Origin of the sequence: Aliiroseovarius sp. xm-d-517 (assembly GCF_013283135.1) — a bacterium.
GTDB lineage: Bacteria > Pseudomonadota > Alphaproteobacteria > Rhodobacterales > Rhodobacteraceae > Aliiroseovarius > Aliiroseovarius crassostreae.
This window is the reverse complement of record NZ_WBXT01000001.1, coordinates 634,257-654,320: the sequence shown is the minus strand read 5'-3', so window position 1 is coordinate 654,320 and position 20,064 is coordinate 634,257. Positions and strand designations below refer to the sequence as shown.

Here is a 20,064-nt window from a genome sequence, read left to right as displayed (position 1 = left end):
CCCGGTCCACTGACAGGAGAGCCAGATGAGCCGGCAGATCCCTTCGCGCACCGTCGCCCCCTTCCCCATGACCCGTCTGCGCCGCACCCGTTCGTCGCAGGCCTTGCGTGATCTGGTCAGCGAAAACAGCCTGACGGTCAATGATCTGATCTGGCCGGTGTTTGTGGTGGATGGCGACAATGTCGAGCAAGAGATCCCCTCGATGCCCGGCGTGACCCGCAAATCCATTGATCTGCTGGTTGAAGCCGCCCATGAGGCAGCAGATCTGGGAATCCCCGCCATGTGCCTGTTTCCCTATACCGATCCGGCGCTGAAAACCGAAGGCTGCGAAGAGGCCTGGAACCCGGAAAACCTCTCAAACCGGGCCATTCGCGCAATCAAGGACGCGGTGCCCGATATTGCCATCATGACCGATGTGGCCCTGGACCCCTACAATGCCAACGGCCATGACGGCATTGTCAGGGAGGGAGAGATCCTCAATGACGAAACGGTTGAGGCGCTGGTGAAAATGTCCCTGGCCCAGGCCGAGGCCGGGGCCGACATTCTGGGCCCGTCCGACATGATGGATGGCCGCATTGGCGCAATGCGCGCGGCGATCGAGGCCGCAGGTTTCCGCAATCTGACCATCATGAGTTACACCGCCAAATATGCCTCGGCCTATTATGGGCCGTTCCGCGACGCGGTTGGTGCCTCCGGGGCATTGAAAGGTGACAAGAAAACCTACCAGATGGATCCCGCCAATTCTGACGAGGCGATGCGCCTGGTTGAACGGGACCTGATGGAAGGCGCAGATATGATCATGGTCAAACCGGGAATGCCCTATCTCGATATCTGTCGCCGTGTGAAATCCGAATTCGGTGTGCCGACCTTTGCCTATCAGGTGTCAGGTGAATACGCGATGCAGGAGGCCGCGGCGGCAAATGGTTGGCTGGATGGCGACAAGGTGATGGCGGAAAGCCTGATGGCCTTCAAACGGGCGGGCTGTGATGGCATCCTGACCTATTACGCCCCCCGCATGGCACGCGCCCTGTCTGGGGAATGATCCCGGCGCCCTGCGCCGCGCCGTCTAAAATACGCATTTCGCGCAGTTTTCCGCCGTTCCCTCCCCGGGCGGTGCCCTCTTTGCGTGACAGCCACGCATGGCTGGTCTATAGTTTTCGCAGAACCGGAATGACACGGAATAACTCCGGCACCAAACGAAAACAGGCAGGGGCGCTGGTGGTGTTGATCCGGCAGGTCAGCTCCCCGAATTTGGCGATACGAGGCTAAATATGAGCAAGTCAGAACAGAATTCAGAATTTTCCCGTCGTGGCTTTATCGTGGCGCTTGGCGGCACGGGGCTCGCGCTGGCGGGCTGTGCCAATGGCGTGGGGTCCAAGGGCGGCGCCGAGATTGACGCCCGCGTGGCCCAGACCCTGAACTATCTCTACAACCGGTATCCGGGCATGCGGGATCTTGCCGCGAAAGCGTCCGGGATGCTGGTAATGCCGCTGGTGACCGAGGCAGGGTTCATCGTTGGGGGCGCTTATGGGCGCGGGGCGCTTTTGATCAATGATGTCACGGTCGATTACTACTCGCAAACTCAGGCCAGCATCGGCTTCCAGATCGGCGCGCAGCAATATGCCCATGTACTGTTTTTTATGACGCAAGAGGCGCTGCAGGATTTCCGCCGCTCTGCCGGTTGGGTGGCTTCTGCGGATATCAAATACGCTTTCCAGACCGAGGGCGATCGGCTCACGGCCGACACGATCACCTCATCCGATCCGGTGGTTGCCGTTGTCTTTGGTCAGGCCGGGGCGCTGGCTGGCGCCTCGCTCGAAGGGGCAAAATACACCCGTATCATTCCCTGACCCAAACAGGTTGGACCAATGAAAAAGGGAGGCATGACGCCTCCCTTTTTTGTTTTGAACCAAACCGCCCACAATAATGACAGCACTTACGACGTTTCGATTTTCCCCTGTCTCAGGTGAACGTCGAAACGCTTTTATCAGTCCAGGCTTTTCAGCCGCTTGAACAGGCTGGATGTGTCCCAGCGCCCACCGCCTATTTTCTGGACGTCCTTATAGAACTGATCAACCAGCGCCGTGACCGGCAGGCTTGCGCCATTTTCATTTGCCGTGTCGAGGCAGATCCCAAGATCCTTGCGCATCCAGTCAACTGCAAAACCGTGTTCAAAGTGATCATCCGCCATGGTTTCATGCCGGTTGACCATCTGCCAGCTGCCAGCAGCCCCGCCCTGGATCACATCGACCACCTCTCGAATATCAAGACCGGCTTTCTCGGCAAAATGCAGCCCCTCGGACAGGCCCTGCACCAGACCGGCGATGCAGATCTGATTGACCATCTTTGTCAGCTGCCCGGCGCCGCTTTCGCCCAAACGTTTTACCGTGCGGCCATAGGCCTGCATGATCGGTTCCGCGGCTGAATAGGCGGTGTCATTGCCCCCGCACATGATCGACAGAATACCGTTTTCCGCCCCGGCCTGCCCGCCAGAGACGGGTGCGTCCACAAAACTGACACCTGCAGACCGGGCAGCGGCATAAAGTTCGCGCGTCACTTTGGCGGATACCGTCGTGTGATCAACGAAAACCGCCCCGTCTCTCATGCCGGCCAGCGCACCATTTTCACCCAGCACCACTGCGCGCAGGTCGTCATCATTGCCCACACATGCCATGACAAAATCCGCGCCGAGCGCCGCTTCACGCGGGGTGGAGGCCCATTTTCCCCCATATTCCTTGGCCCAGGCTTCGGCCTTGGCAGTGGTGCGGTTGTAAACCGTTACCTGATGCCCCGCAGCAACGAGGTGCCCCGCCATCGGATAGCCCATCACGCCCAAGCCCAAAAATGCGCATTTTGCCATTGCAACGCCCTTTCGTTGTCTTTCCCTGTCAGGCACAGTAGTTACCGCTCAGACCCAAAACGTCAACAAGAGGCTCGGAATGGGAATAGTGTTTCGCTGGTTGATCCGGATCGTATCGGCAGCCCTTTTATTGGCAGTTCTGGGAACCGGGCTGGTCTACTACCTTGCGGCGCAATCCCTGCCCGATTACTCCACCACGCGAGAAACCCCCGGCATTACCGCGCCGGTGGAGATTGTGCGCAACAACGCCAATATCCCCCATATTTTTGGTCAGAACGACAGTGATGTGTTCTTTGGGCTTGGCTATGCGCACGCCCAGGACCGGCTTTGGCAGATGATGCTGCTGCGTCGCACCGCACAGGGCCGCCTTTCCGAACTGTTCGGGGAGCGCACCTTCAAAACGGATGAGTTGATGCGGCGGCTCGATATCTACCGCCTTGCCCAGCAGGATGTGGCAGAACAGGACCGTGACGCGCAAAAGGCGCTGTCGGCCTATGCGTCGGGTGTGAACGCCTATCTGTCCCGGATCAACACCGATGCGTTAGGACGAGGGGCGCCGGAGTTCTTCCTGTTCCCAGCCGGAATTTCCCCATGGCAACCTGCCGACAGCCTTGCGGTCCTGAAACTCATGGGGGTGCAGCAGGGTGGCCAGCTTCAAGACGAGGTGCTGCGCGCGCGCGTTTCTCTTGCCCTGCCTGAGGAGCGTCTGCGTGATGTGATGCCGGACATGCCCGGCACCGGCGTGGCTGCGCTTCCTGATTACGCGTCGCTGTTTGACAGCGGCCCGGACTTTGCCGCTTTTCACCCGGTGGATCAGTTGCCCGATTTCTGGCCCAGCCCTGCCCGCGGGCTGGAAGGTGCGTCAAACGTATGGGCCGCCGCGCCCAGCCGGTCTGCCGCAGGTGCCTCCCTTCTCGCCAATGATCCGCATCTCAGTTTTACCGCCCCCAGCCTTTGGTACCTTGCGCGGTTGGAGCTATCGACCGGAGGGGTGATCGGGGGCACCATTCCCGGCATGCCAATTGTGCTTGTGGGACGTTCAAACGATTTTGCCTGGGGCATCACCTCCTCTTACATGGATGATCAGGATGTGTTCATGGAGGAGCTGAACCCCGAGAATGCGGAGGAAGTGCGCACGCCTGACGGGTTCGCAAAGCTCGTCACCCGTCCAACCATTGTAAAGGTCAAGGATCAGGCGCCGGTTACCCTGCAACTGCAATGGTCAGATAATGGTCCCGTTTTACCGGGGAACATGTATGATCTGTCCTCGGTTACCCCACCGGGCCATGTGGCGGCGCTGTCCTGGACACTGCTGGCGCCACGTGACCGCTCCATGAGCGCGGCAATCCGACTGATGCGCGCCATGACAATCAGCGAGGGCCTGTCAGCCGGCGCGGATTTTGTGGCCCCGAGCCTGAACCTGACCATGGCAGACAAAAGTCAGATCGCGATGAAGGTGATCGGGGCGATGCCCCGCCGGGATGCGGATCATCAGACCAAGGGACGTATGCCGAGCCTCGGGTGGAAGCCGGAAAACCGTTGGAACGGGGTGGAAACCTATTCGGCCAACCCGGAATTCGTGCAACCCAAAGGGGGCATTGTCGGCAACACCAACAATAAGGTGATCGAACGCCCCTTCCCGCTTCACATGAGCTACTCTTGGGGGGACAGCCAGCGTATCCAGCGCTGGACCCGCCTGATGCAGGCCCGTGCCGTGCACACGCGCGACAGTTTTATCGAAGCGCAGCTGGACACGGTTTCCCCCACCGCCCGGACGCTGTTGCCTTTGGTGGGGGCCGATCTGTGGTTTACCGGCGAGGCCGCCCCAGAGGGCACGCAGGATCGCAAGTGCCAGCGCGCGCTTGACCTGCTGGCCAGTTGGAATGGTGAGATGAACGAACATATGCCGGAGCCCTTGATCTATTCCGCCTGGATGCAGGCCCTGAAAAACAGGTTGATCCGCGATGAGCTTGGACCGTTGACCGAGGCGTTCCCCCATGCCGATCCCATTTTTATCGAGCGGGTTTTTCGGGACATCGAAGGGGCGTCTGTCTGGTGTGATGTGATCCAGTCTGCCCCGGTGGAAACCTGCACCGACATTGCCCGGGCCGCATTGGATGATGCGCTGCTCTGGCTGGAGGAGAACACGCGTGGCGAACAGGAAAGCCTGCGCTGGGGGGATTATCATATCGCCACGCAGGATCATCCGGTGTTGGGAAAGGTTCCGTTTCTGAAGTATTTCGTGAATATCCGGCAATCGACCTCTGGCGGGGACAATACCTTGATGCGCGGAAAAACATCCGGTCGTGGCGATGATCCGTTTCAAAACGTGCACGGGGCAGGATATCGCGGCGTTTATGACCTAGCTGACCCTGACAGTTCTCTTTTTGTCACCGCCACCGGCCAGTCCGGTCACCCGCTTTCGCGTCACTATGATGATCTGGGGGAACTTTGGCGGCGCGGAGAATACACCCCGATGTCCCTTGATCCCGATCTTGCGCGGGCGGCGGCGGTTGGTATTACCCGCCTGCTGCCCAAGGAAAAGTGATCCGGGATTTTTAAAAACCGGTCTCGGGGGCCAGCCATCAGAGGATAGTCTGCCCCCGAGAGCCCTGGTCAAAGTGCCGCGTATTCCGCTTTCTGCCGCTCGGTCCAGGTGACGGTCAGGGACCAGCCGGTTTCGGTCTGTTCTTCCGCGTCCACCACCCCTTGCGAGAACAACCACGCGCGCTGCTTGCCCTGGGAAAACGCCAGATCAACGTCTGTGGTTTCACGCGGTGATGCCAGCCGGGTTTCCACCGCCTCCAACAATTCTTCGAACCCTTCGCCCGTTATGGCGGACAGGGTGAAAATATCGTCGTTGCGTGCAGCTTCGCGCCTGCGGGCATCTGCGTCCTCGGGGTCCAGAAGATCGGTTTTGTTCCAAACCTCCAGGCTGGGCGTGTTTTCATCCACCCCCAGATCTTCCATGATCTTTTCCACATCCGCCGCCTGCTCGTCGGTGTTCTCAGACGAGATATCGCGCACATGCAGGATCAAATCTGCGGCCAGAACCTCTTCCAATGTGGCGCGAAACGCAGCCACCAACTGGGTCGGCAGGTCCGAGATGAACCCCACCGTGTCCGACAAAATGACCTTGCGGCCACTGCCCGGCAGTTCGATATTGCGCATCGTCGGGTCGAGCGTGGCAAACAGCATATCTTTTGCCAGCACGTCCGCACCGGTCAGGCGATTGAAAAGCGTTGATTTCCCGGCGTTGGTATAGCCCACAAGCGCCACGATGGGAAACGGCACCTTGGCCCGCGCCGCACGGTGCAATTCGCGGGTTTTCACCACTTTCTCAAGCTGTTTACGCAGCCGGTTGAGCTGATCATCAATGGCGCGGCGGTCGGCTTCGATCTGGGTTTCGCCGGGGCCGCCAACAAATCCAAGTCCGCCTCGTTGGCGCTCCAGGTGGGTCCATGCGCGCACCAGTCGGGTGCGCTGGTAACTCAGCGCGGCCATTTCGACCTGCAGCACCCCTTCCCGTGTCCGGGCGCGATCCGAGAAGATTTCAAGGATGAGCCCGGTCCGATCGAGGATTTTGACTTTCCAGAGCTTTTCAAGGTTGCGCTGCTGCACCGGGCTGACCGGCCCGTCAATCAGCACAAGCTCAACTTCGGCCGCCTGAAGGCGCGCCTTCAGCTCTTCGATCTTGCCCGATCCGAACAGGTGGCCAGGATGTGGGCGGGAAATACGCACGATTTCGGACCCTTCAACCACCAGATGTGGCAGGGCAGCGGCCAGAGAAACGGCCTCTTCCAGCGCAGGACCAGCGGTCCGGCGGGCGCGGTCGGATGTCAGTTCGGGATGGAGAACCCAGGCCCGTGTGGGCAGGCTCTCCTGTTCAACGAGGTCGGTCAGCTGTCTTCGCCATCATACAGGTTGATCGGAGCGCCCGGCATGATCGTCGAAATCGCGTGTTTGTAAACCAGTTGCGATTGACCGTCCCGGCGCAGCAGAACGCAGAAATTGTCGAACCAGGAAATAACGCCCTGAAGTTTGACGCCATTGATCAGGAAAATCGTGACGGGAACCTTCGATTTGCGCACATGGTTCAGAAAGGCGTCTTGCAGGTTTTGTTTATCCGCAGCCATCGTTTTTTGTCCTTTTTATCTCGTGCTGCCGGGAAACGGCAGGAAAGTCCTATTCTTCTAATATGACCTGTGAATTTGAAGGTTTCCAGCCCCAAACGTATTGCAAAATGCACCTATAGCGACAAAATCGCCGGGAAAGCGTCAGCGGCGCCAGCTATCGGGATTGAAAAGTGCAATAATTGCCAATGTCTCAAGCCGTCCAAGGACCATCGCCCCGGCCATGATGACCTTGGCGGGGTCGGACAGATCCGCATAAGAGAAAGGTGTGCTGGACGCCACCTGGGCCAGTGGCCCCGTGGTGGTAAGGGCGGAAATGGTCAGGATCATCGTGCTTTCAAAATCCAGACCGGTAAAGGACAGCGCCAGTGTGACAATGGCCAGCGACATTGCCAGAAGCATGAAAAACACCCAGGACATATAGGCACCACGTCCCCGCATATGGCGCGCGTCGGTTCCGCTGCCACCCACCGATGACGGGTGAACCAGTTTCTCCAACTCGCGTCGTCCATGCAGGTACAGCGCATAGACCCGCATGAGTTTCGCGCCCCCGGCGGTGGTCGCAACGCCGCCGCCAATCAGAGCAAGCCCGGTCAGGACCAGACCCGGCGTTTGCAAGCCTGACCAATCCCGGCTAGCGGCCCAGGCGCTGCTTTCAAACCCGGTTGTGGTCAGAAAGGACAGAACCGTGAAAACCGATCCCCACAGAGAGGTCAGGCCCGCGAGAATATTGGTTTCTTCATCCACTTCATACGCGCCAATCCAATGGCGCAGGAACAGGAAGGCCGGGACAATCAAAATAACCGCGAACGCCATGCGAATTTCCGCGTCCCCAAGAAGACTGCGCAGGTTCTCCGATTGCATGTCAGTGGCAAATGTCAGGCGCGAAATCGCAAAGATGAAAAACACCGCGATAATCGCTTCGCCCGCAAACCCAGACCCGCTATTGGTCAGGCCACCAACAGGAGAGATCCCGCTGGTGGCCATGGTCGACATGGCGTGGCAGGCGGCAACAAAGGCGCTGTCACCGGCCAGGATCAGGCCAATCCAGAGGACCAAGGTCAACCCGGCATAGACCGGAAACAGCTTTAGCCCATAGGCGCGAATGCGCTGGGAAATATCTGCCACATTCGTGATCTGGCTCAATCCGCCCCCAATACCCCCAGCGTCCTGTCGGGCGCTAAACCGTGCGCGCACTTCGAAACCGCCAAGGGCCATGGGGGCAAGAATGGCAATGGCACTGACCCAGATGAACAGGCCGCCCATCCAACCGACCAGCGCGCGCCAGAGGTGCAGGGTTTCGGCAAGCCGGTCGGGGGTATCAAACAGGGTTGCCCCGGTGGTGGTCAGGGCCGAGACCATTTCGAAATAAGCGTTAAGAAAGCTGGTGTTGCGCAGGGCCTGGTGAAAAGGAACCGCAAGCATGATGGGCAAAAGCACAAACAGTCCCAGCAGCGCCATCAGGTGGCGCCGGGGCCGGTTGGAGCGCGGTCGATCCGCCATGGCAAGCGCCAGGAAGGACGTCAGAAATCCAAACAGGATGGCTCCGTAAAAGAACACCCGGCTCTCAAAAAACTCGCCTGAGAACCACCCATATCCTGCCGGGACCAGCATTGAGGTCGACCCGATCCCCATCAGGATCACCAGCAATGGCAGGTTCAGTATCCTGCCAACAAGAGAGGAGGATGGCAGGCGCGACATCAGAAGTAATCGATCTGAACCTGCAACAGGCGTTCCACTTCAGGGACGTCTTCCGCCATTGCAAAAATCGTGACCACATCCCCTTCATCCAGCCGCATCTTACCGGTTGGCTTCAGGACGGTATCCCCCTTCAGCACCGCCCCGACCAGCACCCCTTCCGGAAAATCCACATCCCGGATCGCTTTGCCAGCCACGGGTGAGGTGGCCAGAACCTGCGCCTCGATCACCTCGGCCTCGGCATCGCCAAGCGAATAGACCTCACGCACCTTGCCGTGCCGGATATGGCGCAGGATCGAGCTGACCGTCTGGGTGCGCGGGTTGATATAGGCGTCGATATTCAAGGGCTCCATCAACCCGGCAAGGGTGGGATCGTTGATCAGGCAGATCGACATCTGACACCCAACGGATTTGGCGCGGACCGAGGTCAGCAGATTGACCTTGTCATCATCCGTCACCGCGAGAATAGCATCCGCTTTGGGCACACCCGCCTCTTTCATAAGCTCCATATTCATGCCGTCGCCATAAAGCACAACGGTGCGTTCCAGCGCATCCGCGGCCTTCTCTGCCACAACACGGTTAAGCTCAACCACTTTGGCCCTGATCCGGTCGGTCCGGGTTTCCAACGCTTTGGCGACCGCAAGCCCAACATTTCCCCCGCCCAGAATGACCACACGGTTTTGGCGTTTTGAAGTCTTGCCAAAGACCTCCATCGTGCGATCCATATCTTCGGTACGGGTGAACACATAAACCTGATCGCCGCCGAAAAGCTGATCTCCCGGTTCGGGGGCAAACAAAGACCCCTCGCGCCGCACACCGACAACAATCACCGACAAGGTCGAAAACAAATCTGTCAGCTGGCGCAGCGGGGTGTTGAGCACGGGGCAATCGTCATCAAGCTGCACGCCCAGCAGCTGCACCTTACCGTCCAGAAAACTCTCGATGTCAAACGCGGATGGGGCGGTCAGCCGTTTCAGAACCGCCTCTGCCACCTCGCGCTCGGGGCTGATCACCACATCAATCGGCAGGTGATCACGCCGATACAGGTCGGAATAAATCGCATCGAGATAGGATTGGCTGCGCAGCCGGGCAATTTTTCGCGGCACTGCGAAAACCGAATGGGCCACCTGGCAGGTGACCATGTTCACCTCATCCGAATGGGTGGCGGCGATGATCATATCCGCATCCGGTGCCCCTGCCCGTTCCAACACATCCGGATAGGAGGCAAACCCCGTAACACCTTGAACATCAAGAGTTTCCGTGGCACGATTAACGAGGACCGGATTGTTGTCAACCACGGTGACGTCATTGTTTTCCGCCGACAGATGTCGCGCGATCTGCCACCCGACCTGCCCTGCTCCGCAAATGATCACTTTCATGGCCGACTGTTCCTTCAGCTCGTTTCGGCGGCGCAACCCCAGTCAACATGAGGCTGAACCGACTGTCTTTGCCCAGTGCCATTGTCCGGCGCCCTGTCAGCAAAAGGTCTGCCATTGCAACACAACAAGGTCAAGCACCCCCAATGCCCAGGCCGCGACGGCCTGAACGGGGCGACACTTTCAGTTCGGATCTCAGGCGGTTTCCTCTTCGCTTTCTCCGGCAATATATGCCACGCGTGCGCCTGCCTTGTTGCCGGTCACAACGCCAAGAGATTTCAGTTTGCGGTGCAGGGCGCTGCGCTCCATCCCGACAAAATTCGCAGTTTTCGAGATATTGCCACCAAAACGGTTGATCTGAGTTAGCAGATATTCCCGCTCAAACGCTTCCCGTGCTTCGCGCAGTGGCAGGGTTGCCAGGGCCGACGGGAGCGCACGCGAAAGGCCACCATCCTCGCCCGCAGCTTCAGCCGGGTCATTTCCTGGAAGCTCATGCGGTTGAATGGGGCCGGTGCCATCGCCCAGAATCAACACCCGCTCAATCACGTTTTTAAGCTGGCGCACATTGCCCGGCCAGCTCATTGCCTGAAGCATTGCCTCAGCGTCTTCACTCAAACTGCGCAGGGCCAGCCCCTGCTCAGCATTGATCGTTTCCAGAAAATGCGCGGCAAGCTCTGGGATGTCTTCGCGGCGATCGGCCAGAGCAGGAACGGCAATCGGCACGACATTCAGTCGATGAAAGAGCTCTTCGCGGAAGTTTCCTTCATTAATTTCATGCTGTAAGTCTTTGTTAGAGCTTGAAATAACGCGAATATCTACGCTGACCTTATCATGTCCCCCGACCCGCTGAAAACGCTGATCGACCAGAACGCGAAGGATTTTGGACTGGGTGCCGAGCGGCATGTCGGCAACCTCATCGAAATAGATCACCCCGCCATTGGCTTCATCCAGAAGACCGGGTTCCACCCCGCGTTCCACTGTTTCGCGCCCGAACAACACCTCTTCCATCCGGTCGGCGTCGATCGCTGCGGAATTGACCACCACAAACGGGGCTGCGGCGCGGTCTGAATGGGTGTGAATATAGCGCGCTGCCAGCTCTTTCCCCGACCCGGCCGGGCCGGATAGCAGCACGCGGCCATTTGACTTTGTGACTTTATCAAGGTTGCTTTTCAAAGCCTTGAAGGCTGAACTTGATCCAACCATCTCTTTTGCGGACCCGTCACGCCGTTTCAGTGCGGTGTTTTCGCGTCGCAGGTTGCTGGCCTCCATCGCGCGAGAAATCACCACCATCAGCTGATCGATATTGAACGGCTTTTCGATAAAGTCATAAGCCCCCTGTTTGATCGCCGCGACGGCAATCTCGATATTGCCATGCCCGGAAATGATCACCACCGGCACTTCCGGGTGTTCGCGCTTGACCATTTTCAGGATGTCGATCCCGTCCATGTCGCTGTCTTTCAACCAGATATCGAGGATCATCAGCGCGGGAAGTTCGGATTTTACCTGCGCCACCGCCTCGTCCGAGGTGCCAGCAATACGGGTTGAGAACCCCTCATCTTCAAGAATATCCGAGATCAACTCGCGGATGTCCCGCTCGTCATCGACAATCAGAATATCGCCCCTGGTGTCACTCATCTTATCCTCTTTCCTTAACTCACTGCGGCCACCAGGGGGTCATCCACCGGCAACCAAATTACAGCCATGGCCCCGGGGCGTAGCTGCCCAGTGCCAGATTGATGTCCAAAGACGGGGGCATCTTCAAGATCAAGCGTCCCGCCATGTTCTTCGATGATTTTCTTGACGATCGGCAACCCCAACCCGGTCCCCTTGTCGCGTGTCGTGACATAGGGTTCAAAAAGCTTTGCACGGTCTTCAGGCAGGCCAATCCCATTATCGGCAATAGTGATCCGCACCCCGTCCTCTTCTTTTTGCATCGCAATCCGGACTTGCGGATCATGCCCGTCAGGTGCGCCACGTTCCTGAAGGCTTTCAATGGCTTCACCGGCGTTTTTGATAAGGTTTGTCAGGGCCTGACCAATCATGGTCGGGTCAATATCCACGCAAAGCTCTTCTTCCGGCAGGTCAGCGTGTATCGAGATACCCTCTTGGCCTGTCTGCTGCAAAAGCACCGCATCCCGGGTCAAAGCCACAAGATCCGTGCGTCTACGCTCAGGTTCCGGCATCCTGGCGAATTTCGAAAATTCATCAACAATGCGCCGCAAGTCATTGGTTTGGCGAACAATCACATCCGTGTATTGTTCAAGGGCGTCAACATCCACCCCGTCAACACGAGAGAATTTCCGCTTGATCCGCTCCGCCGACAATTGAATTGGGGTGAGCGGGTTCTTGATCTCATGGGCAATCCTTCGGGCGACATCGCCCCAGGCGGCCATACGTTGCGCAGATACCAGATCGGTGACGTCATCAAAGGCAATCACATAGCCTTCCAACTCACCATCCTGATTGCGCCGTTGGGCAATGCGCACCAGCAAGCTTTCCTGCTTGCCGCTGCGGGTCAGACGCACTTCTTTCTGCACGCTTTCACGATTGCTGTTACGCAGCTCATCAAGCATGGGCTGAAACTCGGGCACAACCAGCTCCAACTGATGTTCCTGTCCGCTTTCATCCTGCACATCCAGCAGCCGTTCGGCGGCGCGGTTGACAAAGGTGACCGACCCATCGGCCGCAAGCCCCATCACCCCGCCGGTGATGGAACTCAGAACACTGTCAAACAAGCGCCGACGTTCATCAATTTGCTGCGTATTGTCCAAGAGCCGCTGACGCTGCCCTTTCAATTGCCGGGTCATCTGGTTGAAAAACCGTGCGAGCATGGCAATTTCGTCATCTCCGCGCTCTTCCAGCACCTGAACATCCAGATCCCCGGCCCCAACCCGTTTTGCAGCCCCCGCAAGCCGCCCAACCGGGCGCGCCAGCCGTTCGGCAAACCACATGCCCATCCAGACTGCGGCAAGGATCAGGATCAGCGCAAATCCCAGATAAATAAGACCAAATTGGAACAGGGTTTTCCCCCGCTGGCTTTCCAGTTGGGTATAAAGTCTGGCCGCTTCCTGTGTTTCATCGACCAGGTCCAGGATCTCTCCGTTCACCTCGCGCGTCAGGTAAAGAAAATGGTCGGAGAAGCCCGGCAGCAGAAGCAAAACGCGAAATTCATTCTGGCTCCAGTCTTCGATCACCACCGGTTGCCCTGCCATCGCCTGTTTGAATTCTTCTTCTTCGGGGCGGTCATAGTTGAACAGATAGGATTGATTGCCGCGCACCCGAATGTCGCCATCGGAATTGAGCACAAAGGCTTCGCTCAGCCCGCGCTGGATCCGCTCTTGGGCCGTTGTCAGAAGCTGGCCGAGTTCACCCTCGGTCAAAAGGGTTTGCCTTTGTCGCTGGGTCACAAGGAAATTGCTGATCGCACGCGCATCCTGAACAAGCCCCTCGCGGCTTTCCCCTTTATAGGCCTCAGCTGCAGCGCGGGAATTCCCCACCACAAGGCGCACGCGTTCTGAAAACCAGCCCTCGAGCCCCAAATTCAGCGTGAGCATGGCAAAGATCGCCACCAGCACGGTCGGGCTCAGCGCGATAACGGCAAAAACCGCGGTCAGGCGCAGGTGCAACCGCGACCCGGCGTTTTCCATCCGGCGCGCACCAACCATTCGAACGATACCTGCCAGAACAAGTCCGGCCACGACGATCACATAAAGAAGATCGGCCATCAGGATGAGACGCAACGCGGAGCTTTCCCCGCCCTGACCAAAAGGCCCAAGCACAAGGAAAGTGCCCACCGCCAGAAGTGGTCCCATCATGATCAGGCCAAGGGCCGATATCGTGCGCAAGCGGCGCCAGTTGCGCGCCGCGATATACCGCTCAAGGCTGGTTTTGCGCATCTTGCGCTCTGCCAACGTATTTGCCCCCCAAAACCTGCAGGCTGCTCGTTACTGCCACTTTTGTGACACCGAGTTCAGCACCACGTCTGCGCCGGTTTGTCCGACCACTTCACGTCTCCTGCCCCGGATCGCAGCGACCCAGTGCCAATTTGCAACGCTTGTTGCTCTTTTACATCAACTTCCGGCGGCGTGTCACCTCTATTCCGAGGTCGGTGATCTTTTTGCGCAAGGTATTGCGGTTGATGCCAAGCAGATCGGCACATTTGGCTTGATTGCCGCTGGTGGCATCCAGCGCGATTTCCAGCAGGGGAAGCTCGATTTCACGTAAAATACGTTGATAAAGACCGGGTGGAGGCAATGTCCCGCCGTGAAGATCGAAGTAATGCTTGAGGTGCCGCGCGACAGAGGCGGAAAGCCGCTCATCGGGGGCCTGACTGGGGGAGCGCACGGCAAGATCGCCGGACAGGGCAGTCTTGATTTCGGTCAGGGAGATGTCTTCCTCGCCCCCGGTGACCAGCAGGCGGGTCATCAGGTTTTCCAACTGGCGCAGGTTCCCGGGCCAGGGATGTGCGCGCAGCGCCTCCAGCGCCTCATTCGACAGACGCCGTTCCAAAATACCATCCTGTGCGGTGCGCTGGATAAAATGCGCCGCAAGGGCGGGGATATCTTCCAGCCGTTCACGCAGGGCCGGCACGGATATCACGACCCCTGCCAGACGGTAATAAAGGTCTTCGCGAAACGCCCCTTGCCGAATGCGTTCTGACAGATTGCCCTGAGAGATGGCAATGACCCGGGGGCCTCCATTTCCGCATGCGCCAAGCCCATCCAGAAAGCGCGACAGGCGCGCCTGAGCCTCGCCATCCAGATCCCCGATCCCGTCAAAAAGAATGGTGCCACCGCCAACCCGGCGGGTCAGATCCGATAAGGCATCCGCTGGCCGCAGATCATCCGGGGTCGCCACCACAAATGGGGCCTCACTGCGGGCTGAGAAATCATGTATGGCCTGGGCAATCAGCGACTTTCCGGTGCCGCTTTCCCCGGTAATCAACACGGGAAGATCAATATTCAGCACCCGCGCCACGAGGCGATAAAGGTCCTGCATTGCCGGGCTGCGCCCCACAAGCGGCAGGTCCGACCCGGTGGTGGAGGTCCCCTGAACCGGGCTTGCAGGCGCACGCAGGCGTTTTCGCTCCAGCGCCTGCCCGACACGTTTCATCAGGTCCGGCAGGTCAAAGGGTTTGGGCAGATAATCGAATGCCTCTGCCTCGGCCGCCTGAATGGCCGTCATGATCGTGTTCTGTGCAGAGATCACGATCACCGGAAGGTCGGGACGCATTTCAGAGATCTTTGGCAGGTTTTCCAACCCGTTCCCGTCGGGCATGATCACGTCTGAGATCACAACGTCCCCGCGCCCCTCTTCGACCCATCGCAGCAGCGTCATCATTGATCCGGTGGCATGCACCCGGCAGCCTGCGCGGGTCAGCGCCTGGGTCAGCACGGTTCGGATCGTGCGGTCGTCATCGGCAATCAGAACGGTTCCGTCCATTGTCTCAACTCCTTATTTCCTGGCCCGTCCGGGATTGGGCACCACCGGCAGCGACACCCGAAACACGGTTCGGCCCGGTTGACTGTTGACGGTGATCAGCCCGCCGTGATCGGTGAGGATCTTTGACACCAGCGCCAACCCAAGGCCGGTGCCATTTTCCCGGCCAGACACAAAAGGATCGAACACATGATCGGCAATGTCCGGGGGCAGGCCCGGACCGTCATCAATCACCTCGACCTGAAGCGGAAGGGGCTCTCGGGTGCCATCCGGAGCGCGCCGATGCAACCCGGCATCGTAAAAGGTGCGCAACGTGATGGACCCGGCACTGCCTGCAGCCTCGGACGCGTTCTTGATCAGGTTCAGAAAAACCTGCATCAGCTGGTCTTCATCCACAAAGGTCAGGGGCAGTGAGGGGTCATACAGTTCATTGATGCTGCACCCATCGGCAAATCCCACCCGAGCCGTGGTCCGGGCGCGATCCAGCAGGTCATGGATATTGACCGGGTGTTTTACCGGCGGGCGCAAATCGCCAAACTGTTCCACCTGATCCAGCAGCGCCACGATGCGGCGGCTTTCGGCTACAATCAGATCCGTCAGCTCCTGATCTTCCGGGCTGAGCCCCATGGATAGAAGCTGTGCCGCTCCGGTGATACCAGCAAGCGGGTTCTTGATCTCATGGGCAAGCATTTCCGCCATGCCAATCGCCTGACGCGCGGCCTTGCTGCCCTTTTCCTGCCCCAACTGTTCCGGCTGTCGCGGATGCAACAGCAGCAACGCCCCTTCCCCGATTGGTGAGATCTGGATGTTCACCTCGCCGGGTGGGGCGTTATGCGGCGTGAACTTGACCGCATCCGCATACATCGTTCCCTGCGATGCGCGCACCCTCTCGATGGCGTCCCCAAGTTCGGGTCCAAGTTGCAGCACCTCGATCATCCCACGTCCAAGCAGGGCCCGCTCGGATTGATTGAGCAGAGCTTCGCCTGCGGCATTGACCTCTTCAACCAGCCCATCCTTTGACAGGATCAGCGCTGGAATGGGCAATGCGGACCACAGAAGATCGTTCATGCGGGCACCTCTTGCAGCAAAGCGTCCGAAAGCAACCCGGTCACTTCGACCGGATCACGCGAGGACAGGATCCGGCGGCGCAGGTCCGCGGGCGTGCAGGCCGTATCCATATACCAGCCAAGATGCTTGCGGATCACCCGCGCGCCCAGCTCCTCGCCATAAAAGTCAAGGCTGGCACGATGATGGTCCTGAACCATGCGGACCAGATCTTCGCTTTGCGGGATCACGGGGGCAGGCGCGCCAAACAGATCATGGGCCACCTGTTGCAGGAGCCAGGGCTTCCCCCCTGCACCGCGCCCGATCATCACCCCATCCGCACCAGATTTTTCAAGCGCCTCGCGGGCGGTTTTGCTGTCCACGATATCCCCATTGGCAATAACCGGTATCGATACCGCCTCCTTGACCCGCCTGATCGCCGACCAATCGGCCCGTCCTTTGTAAAACTGGCATCGGGTCCGGCCGTGGATGGTGATCATCTGGATGCCAGCCGCTTCGGCGCGTCCAGCAAGCTCCGGCGCATTCAGCATCGCGTCATCCCACCCCAGACGTGTCTTGAGCGTGACCGGGATCTGCACCGCGCCGACAATGGCCTCAATCAAGCGCAGCGCATGATCGAGATCGCGCAAAAGCGCAGAGCCGGACATTCCGCCGACCACCTTTCGGGCTGGGCACCCCATATTGATGTCGATGATCCGGGCACCATTGGCCTCAACCATCCGTGCCGCTTCACCGGCCCAATATACATCCCGGGCAGCAAGTTGCACCGCGGTGTCAGAGAGGCCAAACCCCAGCTCCGCCCGTTCCCGCACCCCCGGCTTGGCCTGCACCATTTCCTGACTGGCGACCATTTCGGACACAACCAGACCGGCCCCGAAACCGCCAACAAGCTGGCGAAACGGCAAGTCGGTGATTCCCGCCATGGGCGCCAGAATAACCGGCGACGGCAGCGTGATATGTCCGATAGAGAGAGGCATGCCTAATCCTTGAGCAATTGCGAAAATCATGCGCGGGTCCCTGCAACCAAACAAGAATTTGCCTGCGGGGATCGGCCCTCATTTATGAATTGCACATTTTTTAGGCGGTTTCTATGGCGCTCTATCGGCTTTTGATCTCTTTCGTGGCAGGTTCGCAAAACGTTCGGGATATGGAGGCAAAGGTTCCGCTGGGCGTTCGTGTTGAAATCTTCGATACAGTTTTTCGCAGAAACATCTTAAACAGGGCGTCATGACACACCAGACACACTCCATTCCCCCGAAAGTGGCCGTGGTTATTGTTGCCGCAGGCCGGGGCACACGGGCCGGCGCCGGGCTGCCAAAACAATGGCGTCCACTGGGCGACGGGTCCGTGGCGGAGGCCACCATCCGAAGGTTCTGCAACCATCCCCGTATCTCGATGGTTGCGCTGGTTATTCACCCGGAAGATCGGAAACTCTGCGAAACCCTGATCTGGGATCGCCTTCCCAAAGGACCTGACCTTCCCGAGATGGCGGAAGTTTTCGGCGGTGCCAACCGCGATGAATCGGTGCGGCGTGGATTGGAAGCCCTGATCGGCGCCAACCCGGACTATGTGCTAATCCATGATGTGGCCCGGCCGCTTGTGTCGGACAAGGTGATCGACGCAGTCCTGGATGCGCTCACCCTCAGCCCGGGGGCGGCCCCTGCCCTTCCTGTCACGGATGCGCTTTGGCGGGGAACGGATGGTAAAGTTTCCGGCACCCAGAACCGTGAAGGGCTTTATCGCGCACAGACCCCACAGGGGTTTCATTTCGACAAGATCCTGTCCGCACATCGCGCCCATCCGGGCGGGGCCGCCGATGATGTCGAAGTCGCACGCCATGCAGGGCTTGACGTCACGATCGTGGCGGGCGAGGAGCAGAACCTGAAAATCACCACGCCCGAGGATTTCGCACGGGCCGAGTTATTGTTGCAAAGCATCACGTAAGGGACAGCAAGATGGATATTCGGGTGGGTCAGGGATATGACGTGCACGCCTTTGAAGAGGGCGATCATGTGATCCTTTGCGGCGTCAAAATTCCGCATGAGCGGAAGCTGAAAGGGCATAGCGATGCGGATGTGGGCATGCATGCGCTGACAGATGCGATTTACGGCGCCTTGGCGGATGGCGATATCGGCCAGCATTTCCCGCCCAGTGATCCGCAGTGGAAAGGTGCTGAAAGCGATATTTTCCTACGCCATGCCGTCGGTCGGGTCCGTGATCGGGGGTATCGCATTTCAAATGTGGATGTGACCCTGATCTGCGAACGGCCGAAGATTGGCCCTCATGCCATCGCCATGCGAGCGGCCCTTGCCACCATTATGGGGCTGGAACCGGACCGGGTTTCGGTCAAGGCCACCACGTCAGAACGGCTCGGATTTACTGGCCGGGAAGAGGGGATCGCCTCCATGGCCGTCGCCACGTTGATCAAGGATTAAGTCATGAACAGATCCACCGCCAAGCTGATTGCGACCTTCGGCTATTCTGGTCTTTTGAAACCCGCATCCGGCACCTGGGGCACTTTGGCGGCGCTGCCGGTGGGATGGCTTTTGCACATGATCGGGGGGCCAATTGCCCTGACCGGCGCCACCATTCTGGCCTATCTCATCGGCCTCAAAGCGACAGAGATTTACACCATGAGGAGCGACAATCACGACCCGTCTGAAGTGGTGATCGACGAAGTGGTGGGGATGTGGATTGCACTTTTCCCGGTGTCTTTCGGAGCGCGGATCATGGGGGCTGATATTTTACAGCTTTATCCGGGCTGGATCGTGGCCTTCTTGGCGTTCCGGTTCTTTGACATCACCAAGTTCGGGCCGATTGGAAAAGCAGATCGGCGCGGGGATGCAAAAGGTGTCATGCTGGATGATGTCTATGCGGGTATTGCCGCCGCGATCACCGTGATTCTCGCGGCCTATATCGCCCATATGGTGATCATTGGCCCAACCCCGATGAGGTTCTGATGCCCATTCCGACCACGCCCCTCACCGGTGATCCCCTTGTCGCGGGCCTTCTGGACATGTGCCGCAGCAAAGGTGTGAAACTGGCAACGGCTGAAAGCTGCACCGGGGGCATGGTAGGCTGTTGGATCACGGAAATTCCCGGCAGTTCCGATGTTTTTGATCGTGGGTTCATCACCTATTCAAACGACGCGAAACAGGAAATGCTGGGGGTTCAGGCAAAGACCCTTGCCGCCCATGGGGCGGTCAGCGAAGAGGTCGCTGCGGAAATGGCTTTGGGCGCTCTGGCGCATTCAGCTGCGGATATCGCCGTCTCGATTACAGGTATTGCCGGCCCCGGTGGATCCGATCACAAACCCGAGGGCCGGGTCTGTTTCGGGCTTGCAGAAACCACTGGGGGGACAACTGCGGTGACAACGGAAACCGTGGAATTCGGCGCCCGTGGGCGCGCGCAAGTGCGCCTTGCCGCAGCACGCCACGCGCTGGAATTGATTGACACTGCATTGAGCGCGCGCTGAGCGAGCGAGACCGGAGCG

The 20,064-nt window shown here is 58.9% G+C and carries 17 protein-coding genes; 7 read left to right on the top strand and 10 right to left on the bottom strand.

Annotated features, from left to right (window positions below):
* Window positions 1-25 precede the first annotated feature (25 nt).
* Window positions 26-1,042: a porphobilinogen synthase gene (gene hemB, locus XMD517_RS03110; RefSeq protein WP_173487482.1), complete on the top strand. Its 1,017-nt coding sequence runs from the start codon at window positions 26-28 to the stop codon at window positions 1,040-1,042.
* A gap of 229 nt (window positions 1,043-1,271) precedes the next feature.
* Window positions 1,272-1,850, top strand: coding sequence for a YSC84-related protein (locus XMD517_RS03105; RefSeq protein ID WP_173487481.1), 579 nt, complete (start codon window positions 1,272-1,274; stop codon window positions 1,848-1,850).
* 137 nt (window positions 1,851-1,987) lie between these two features.
* On the opposite strand, the gene XMD517_RS03100 is transcribed toward XMD517_RS03105, so the two are convergent.
* Window positions 1,988-2,896 carry an NAD(P)-dependent oxidoreductase gene (locus XMD517_RS03100; protein WP_368493377.1) on the bottom strand — a complete coding sequence of 303 codons (909 nt, stop codon included), beginning with the start codon at window positions 2,894-2,896 and terminating at the stop codon, window positions 1,988-1,990.
* A gap of 43 nt (window positions 2,897-2,939) precedes the next feature.
* On the opposite strand from XMD517_RS03100, the gene XMD517_RS03095 reads away from it, so the two are divergent.
* On the top strand, window positions 2,940-5,408 hold the full coding sequence (locus XMD517_RS03095; protein ID WP_173487479.1) for a penicillin acylase family protein: 2,469 nt from the start codon (window positions 2,940-2,942) through the stop codon (window positions 5,406-5,408).
* Between the two features lie 68 nt (window positions 5,409-5,476).
* Here the strand turns inward: XMD517_RS03095 and hflX are convergent, their stop codons facing one another.
* The 9 genes from hflX to dusB form a co-directional block, all read right to left on the bottom strand.
* Complete coding sequence (gene hflX / locus XMD517_RS03090) at window positions 5,477-6,763, bottom strand: GTPase HflX (RefSeq protein WP_173487505.1); 1,287 nt, start codon at window positions 6,761-6,763, stop codon at window positions 5,477-5,479.
* Entirely contained in the window at window positions 6,760-6,996 is a 237-nt protein-coding gene (gene hfq, locus XMD517_RS03085) for an RNA chaperone Hfq (protein ID WP_055192264.1), read from the bottom strand. Before hfq ends, hflX begins: the two co-directional genes overlap by 4 nt.
* A gap of 141 nt (window positions 6,997-7,137) precedes the next feature.
* Window positions 7,138-8,694 carry a TrkH family potassium uptake protein gene (locus XMD517_RS03080; protein WP_173488092.1) on the bottom strand — a complete coding sequence of 519 codons (1,557 nt, stop codon included), beginning with the start codon at window positions 8,692-8,694 and terminating at the stop codon, window positions 7,138-7,140.
* Window positions 8,694-10,070 (bottom strand): Trk system potassium transporter TrkA, encoded by a 1,377-nt coding sequence (gene trkA, locus XMD517_RS03075; protein WP_173487477.1) that lies wholly within the window; start codon window positions 10,068-10,070, stop codon window positions 8,694-8,696. Before trkA ends, XMD517_RS03080 begins: the two co-directional genes overlap by 1 nt.
* Before the next feature lie 192 nt (window positions 10,071-10,262).
* The gene (locus XMD517_RS03070) at window positions 10,263-11,702 is read right to left on the bottom strand and encodes a sigma-54 dependent transcriptional regulator (protein ID WP_173487476.1); all 1,440 of its coding nucleotides are present in this window, start codon (window positions 11,700-11,702) and stop codon (window positions 10,263-10,265) included.
* A gap of 14 nt (window positions 11,703-11,716) precedes the next feature.
* Window positions 11,717-13,963 (bottom strand): PAS domain-containing sensor histidine kinase, encoded by a 2,247-nt coding sequence (locus XMD517_RS03065; protein WP_173487475.1) that lies wholly within the window; start codon window positions 13,961-13,963, stop codon window positions 11,717-11,719.
* A 169-nt stretch (window positions 13,964-14,132) separates the two neighbouring features.
* A complete protein-coding gene (locus XMD517_RS03060) occupies window positions 14,133-15,509 on the bottom strand; it encodes a response regulator (RefSeq protein WP_173487474.1) in 1,377 nt (458 codons plus the stop codon).
* A gap of 12 nt (window positions 15,510-15,521) precedes the next feature.
* Window positions 15,522-16,574 (bottom strand): nitrogen regulation protein NR(II), encoded by a 1,053-nt coding sequence (locus tag XMD517_RS03055; protein WP_173487473.1) that lies wholly within the window; start codon window positions 16,572-16,574, stop codon window positions 15,522-15,524.
* Window positions 16,571-17,548, bottom strand: coding sequence for a tRNA dihydrouridine synthase DusB (dusB, locus tag XMD517_RS03050; protein ID WP_173487472.1), 978 nt, complete (start codon window positions 17,546-17,548; stop codon window positions 16,571-16,573). Before dusB ends, XMD517_RS03055 begins: the two co-directional genes overlap by 4 nt.
* A 250-nt stretch (window positions 17,549-17,798) precedes the next feature.
* On the opposite strand from dusB, the gene ispD reads away from it, so the two are divergent.
* From ispD to XMD517_RS03030, 4 genes are read left to right on the top strand one after another with little or no spacing between them, the layout of a single operon-like run.
* Entirely contained in the window at window positions 17,799-18,515 is a 717-nt protein-coding gene (gene ispD, locus XMD517_RS03045; protein WP_173487471.1) for a 2-C-methyl-D-erythritol 4-phosphate cytidylyltransferase, read from the top strand.
* Window positions 18,516-18,526: 11 nt separating this feature from the next.
* Entirely contained in the window at window positions 18,527-19,006 is a 480-nt protein-coding gene (gene ispF / locus XMD517_RS03040) for a 2-C-methyl-D-erythritol 2,4-cyclodiphosphate synthase (protein ID WP_173487470.1), read from the top strand.
* Window positions 19,007-19,009: 3 nt separating this feature from the next.
* Window positions 19,010-19,531, top strand: coding sequence for a phosphatidylglycerophosphatase A (locus tag XMD517_RS03035; RefSeq protein ID WP_173487469.1), 522 nt, complete (start codon window positions 19,010-19,012; stop codon window positions 19,529-19,531).
* On the top strand, window positions 19,531-20,046 hold the full coding sequence (locus XMD517_RS03030) for a CinA family protein (RefSeq protein ID WP_173487468.1): 516 nt from the start codon (window positions 19,531-19,533) through the stop codon (window positions 20,044-20,046). The genes XMD517_RS03035 and XMD517_RS03030 overlap by 1 nt, the downstream gene beginning before the upstream one ends.
* The last annotated feature ends 18 nt before the right edge of the window (window positions 20,047-20,064 follow it).

Coding starts and splice junctions, on each gene's coding strand:
- hemB (WP_173487482.1), top strand. CDS start 26: ATGAGCCGGCAGATCCCTTCGCGCACCGTCGCCCCCTTCCCCATGACC.
- XMD517_RS03105 (WP_173487481.1), top strand. CDS start 1,272: ATGAGCAAGTCAGAACAGAATTCAGAATTTTCCCGTCGTGGCTTTATC.
- XMD517_RS03095 (WP_173487479.1), top strand. CDS start 2,940: ATGGGAATAGTGTTTCGCTGGTTGATCCGGATCGTATCGGCAGCCCTT.
- hfq (WP_055192264.1), bottom strand. CDS start 6,996: ATGGCTGCGGATAAACAAAACCTGCAAGACGCCTTTCTGAACCATGTG.
- XMD517_RS03080 (WP_173488092.1), bottom strand. CDS start 8,694: ATGTCGCGCCTGCCATCCTCCTCTCTTGTTGGCAGGATACTGAACCTG.
- trkA (WP_173487477.1), bottom strand. CDS start 10,070: ATGAAAGTGATCATTTGCGGAGCAGGGCAGGTCGGGTGGCAGATCGCG.
- XMD517_RS03070 (WP_173487476.1), bottom strand. CDS start 11,702: ATGAGTGACACCAGGGGCGATATTCTGATTGTCGATGACGAGCGGGAC.
- XMD517_RS03065 (WP_173487475.1), bottom strand. CDS start 13,963: ATGCGCAAAACCAGCCTTGAGCGGTATATCGCGGCGCGCAACTGGCGC.
- XMD517_RS03060 (WP_173487474.1), bottom strand. CDS start 15,509: ATGGACGGAACCGTTCTGATTGCCGATGACGACCGCACGATCCGAACC.
- XMD517_RS03055 (WP_173487473.1), bottom strand. CDS start 16,574: ATGAACGATCTTCTGTGGTCCGCATTGCCCATTCCAGCGCTGATCCTG.
- dusB (WP_173487472.1), bottom strand. CDS start 17,548: ATGCCTCTCTCTATCGGACATATCACGCTGCCGTCGCCGGTTATTCTG.
- ispD (WP_173487471.1), top strand. CDS start 17,799: ATGACACACCAGACACACTCCATTCCCCCGAAAGTGGCCGTGGTTATT.
- ispF (WP_173487470.1), top strand. CDS start 18,527: ATGGATATTCGGGTGGGTCAGGGATATGACGTGCACGCCTTTGAAGAG.
- XMD517_RS03035 (WP_173487469.1), top strand. CDS start 19,010: ATGAACAGATCCACCGCCAAGCTGATTGCGACCTTCGGCTATTCTGGT.
- XMD517_RS03030 (WP_173487468.1), top strand. CDS start 19,531: ATGCCCATTCCGACCACGCCCCTCACCGGTGATCCCCTTGTCGCGGGC.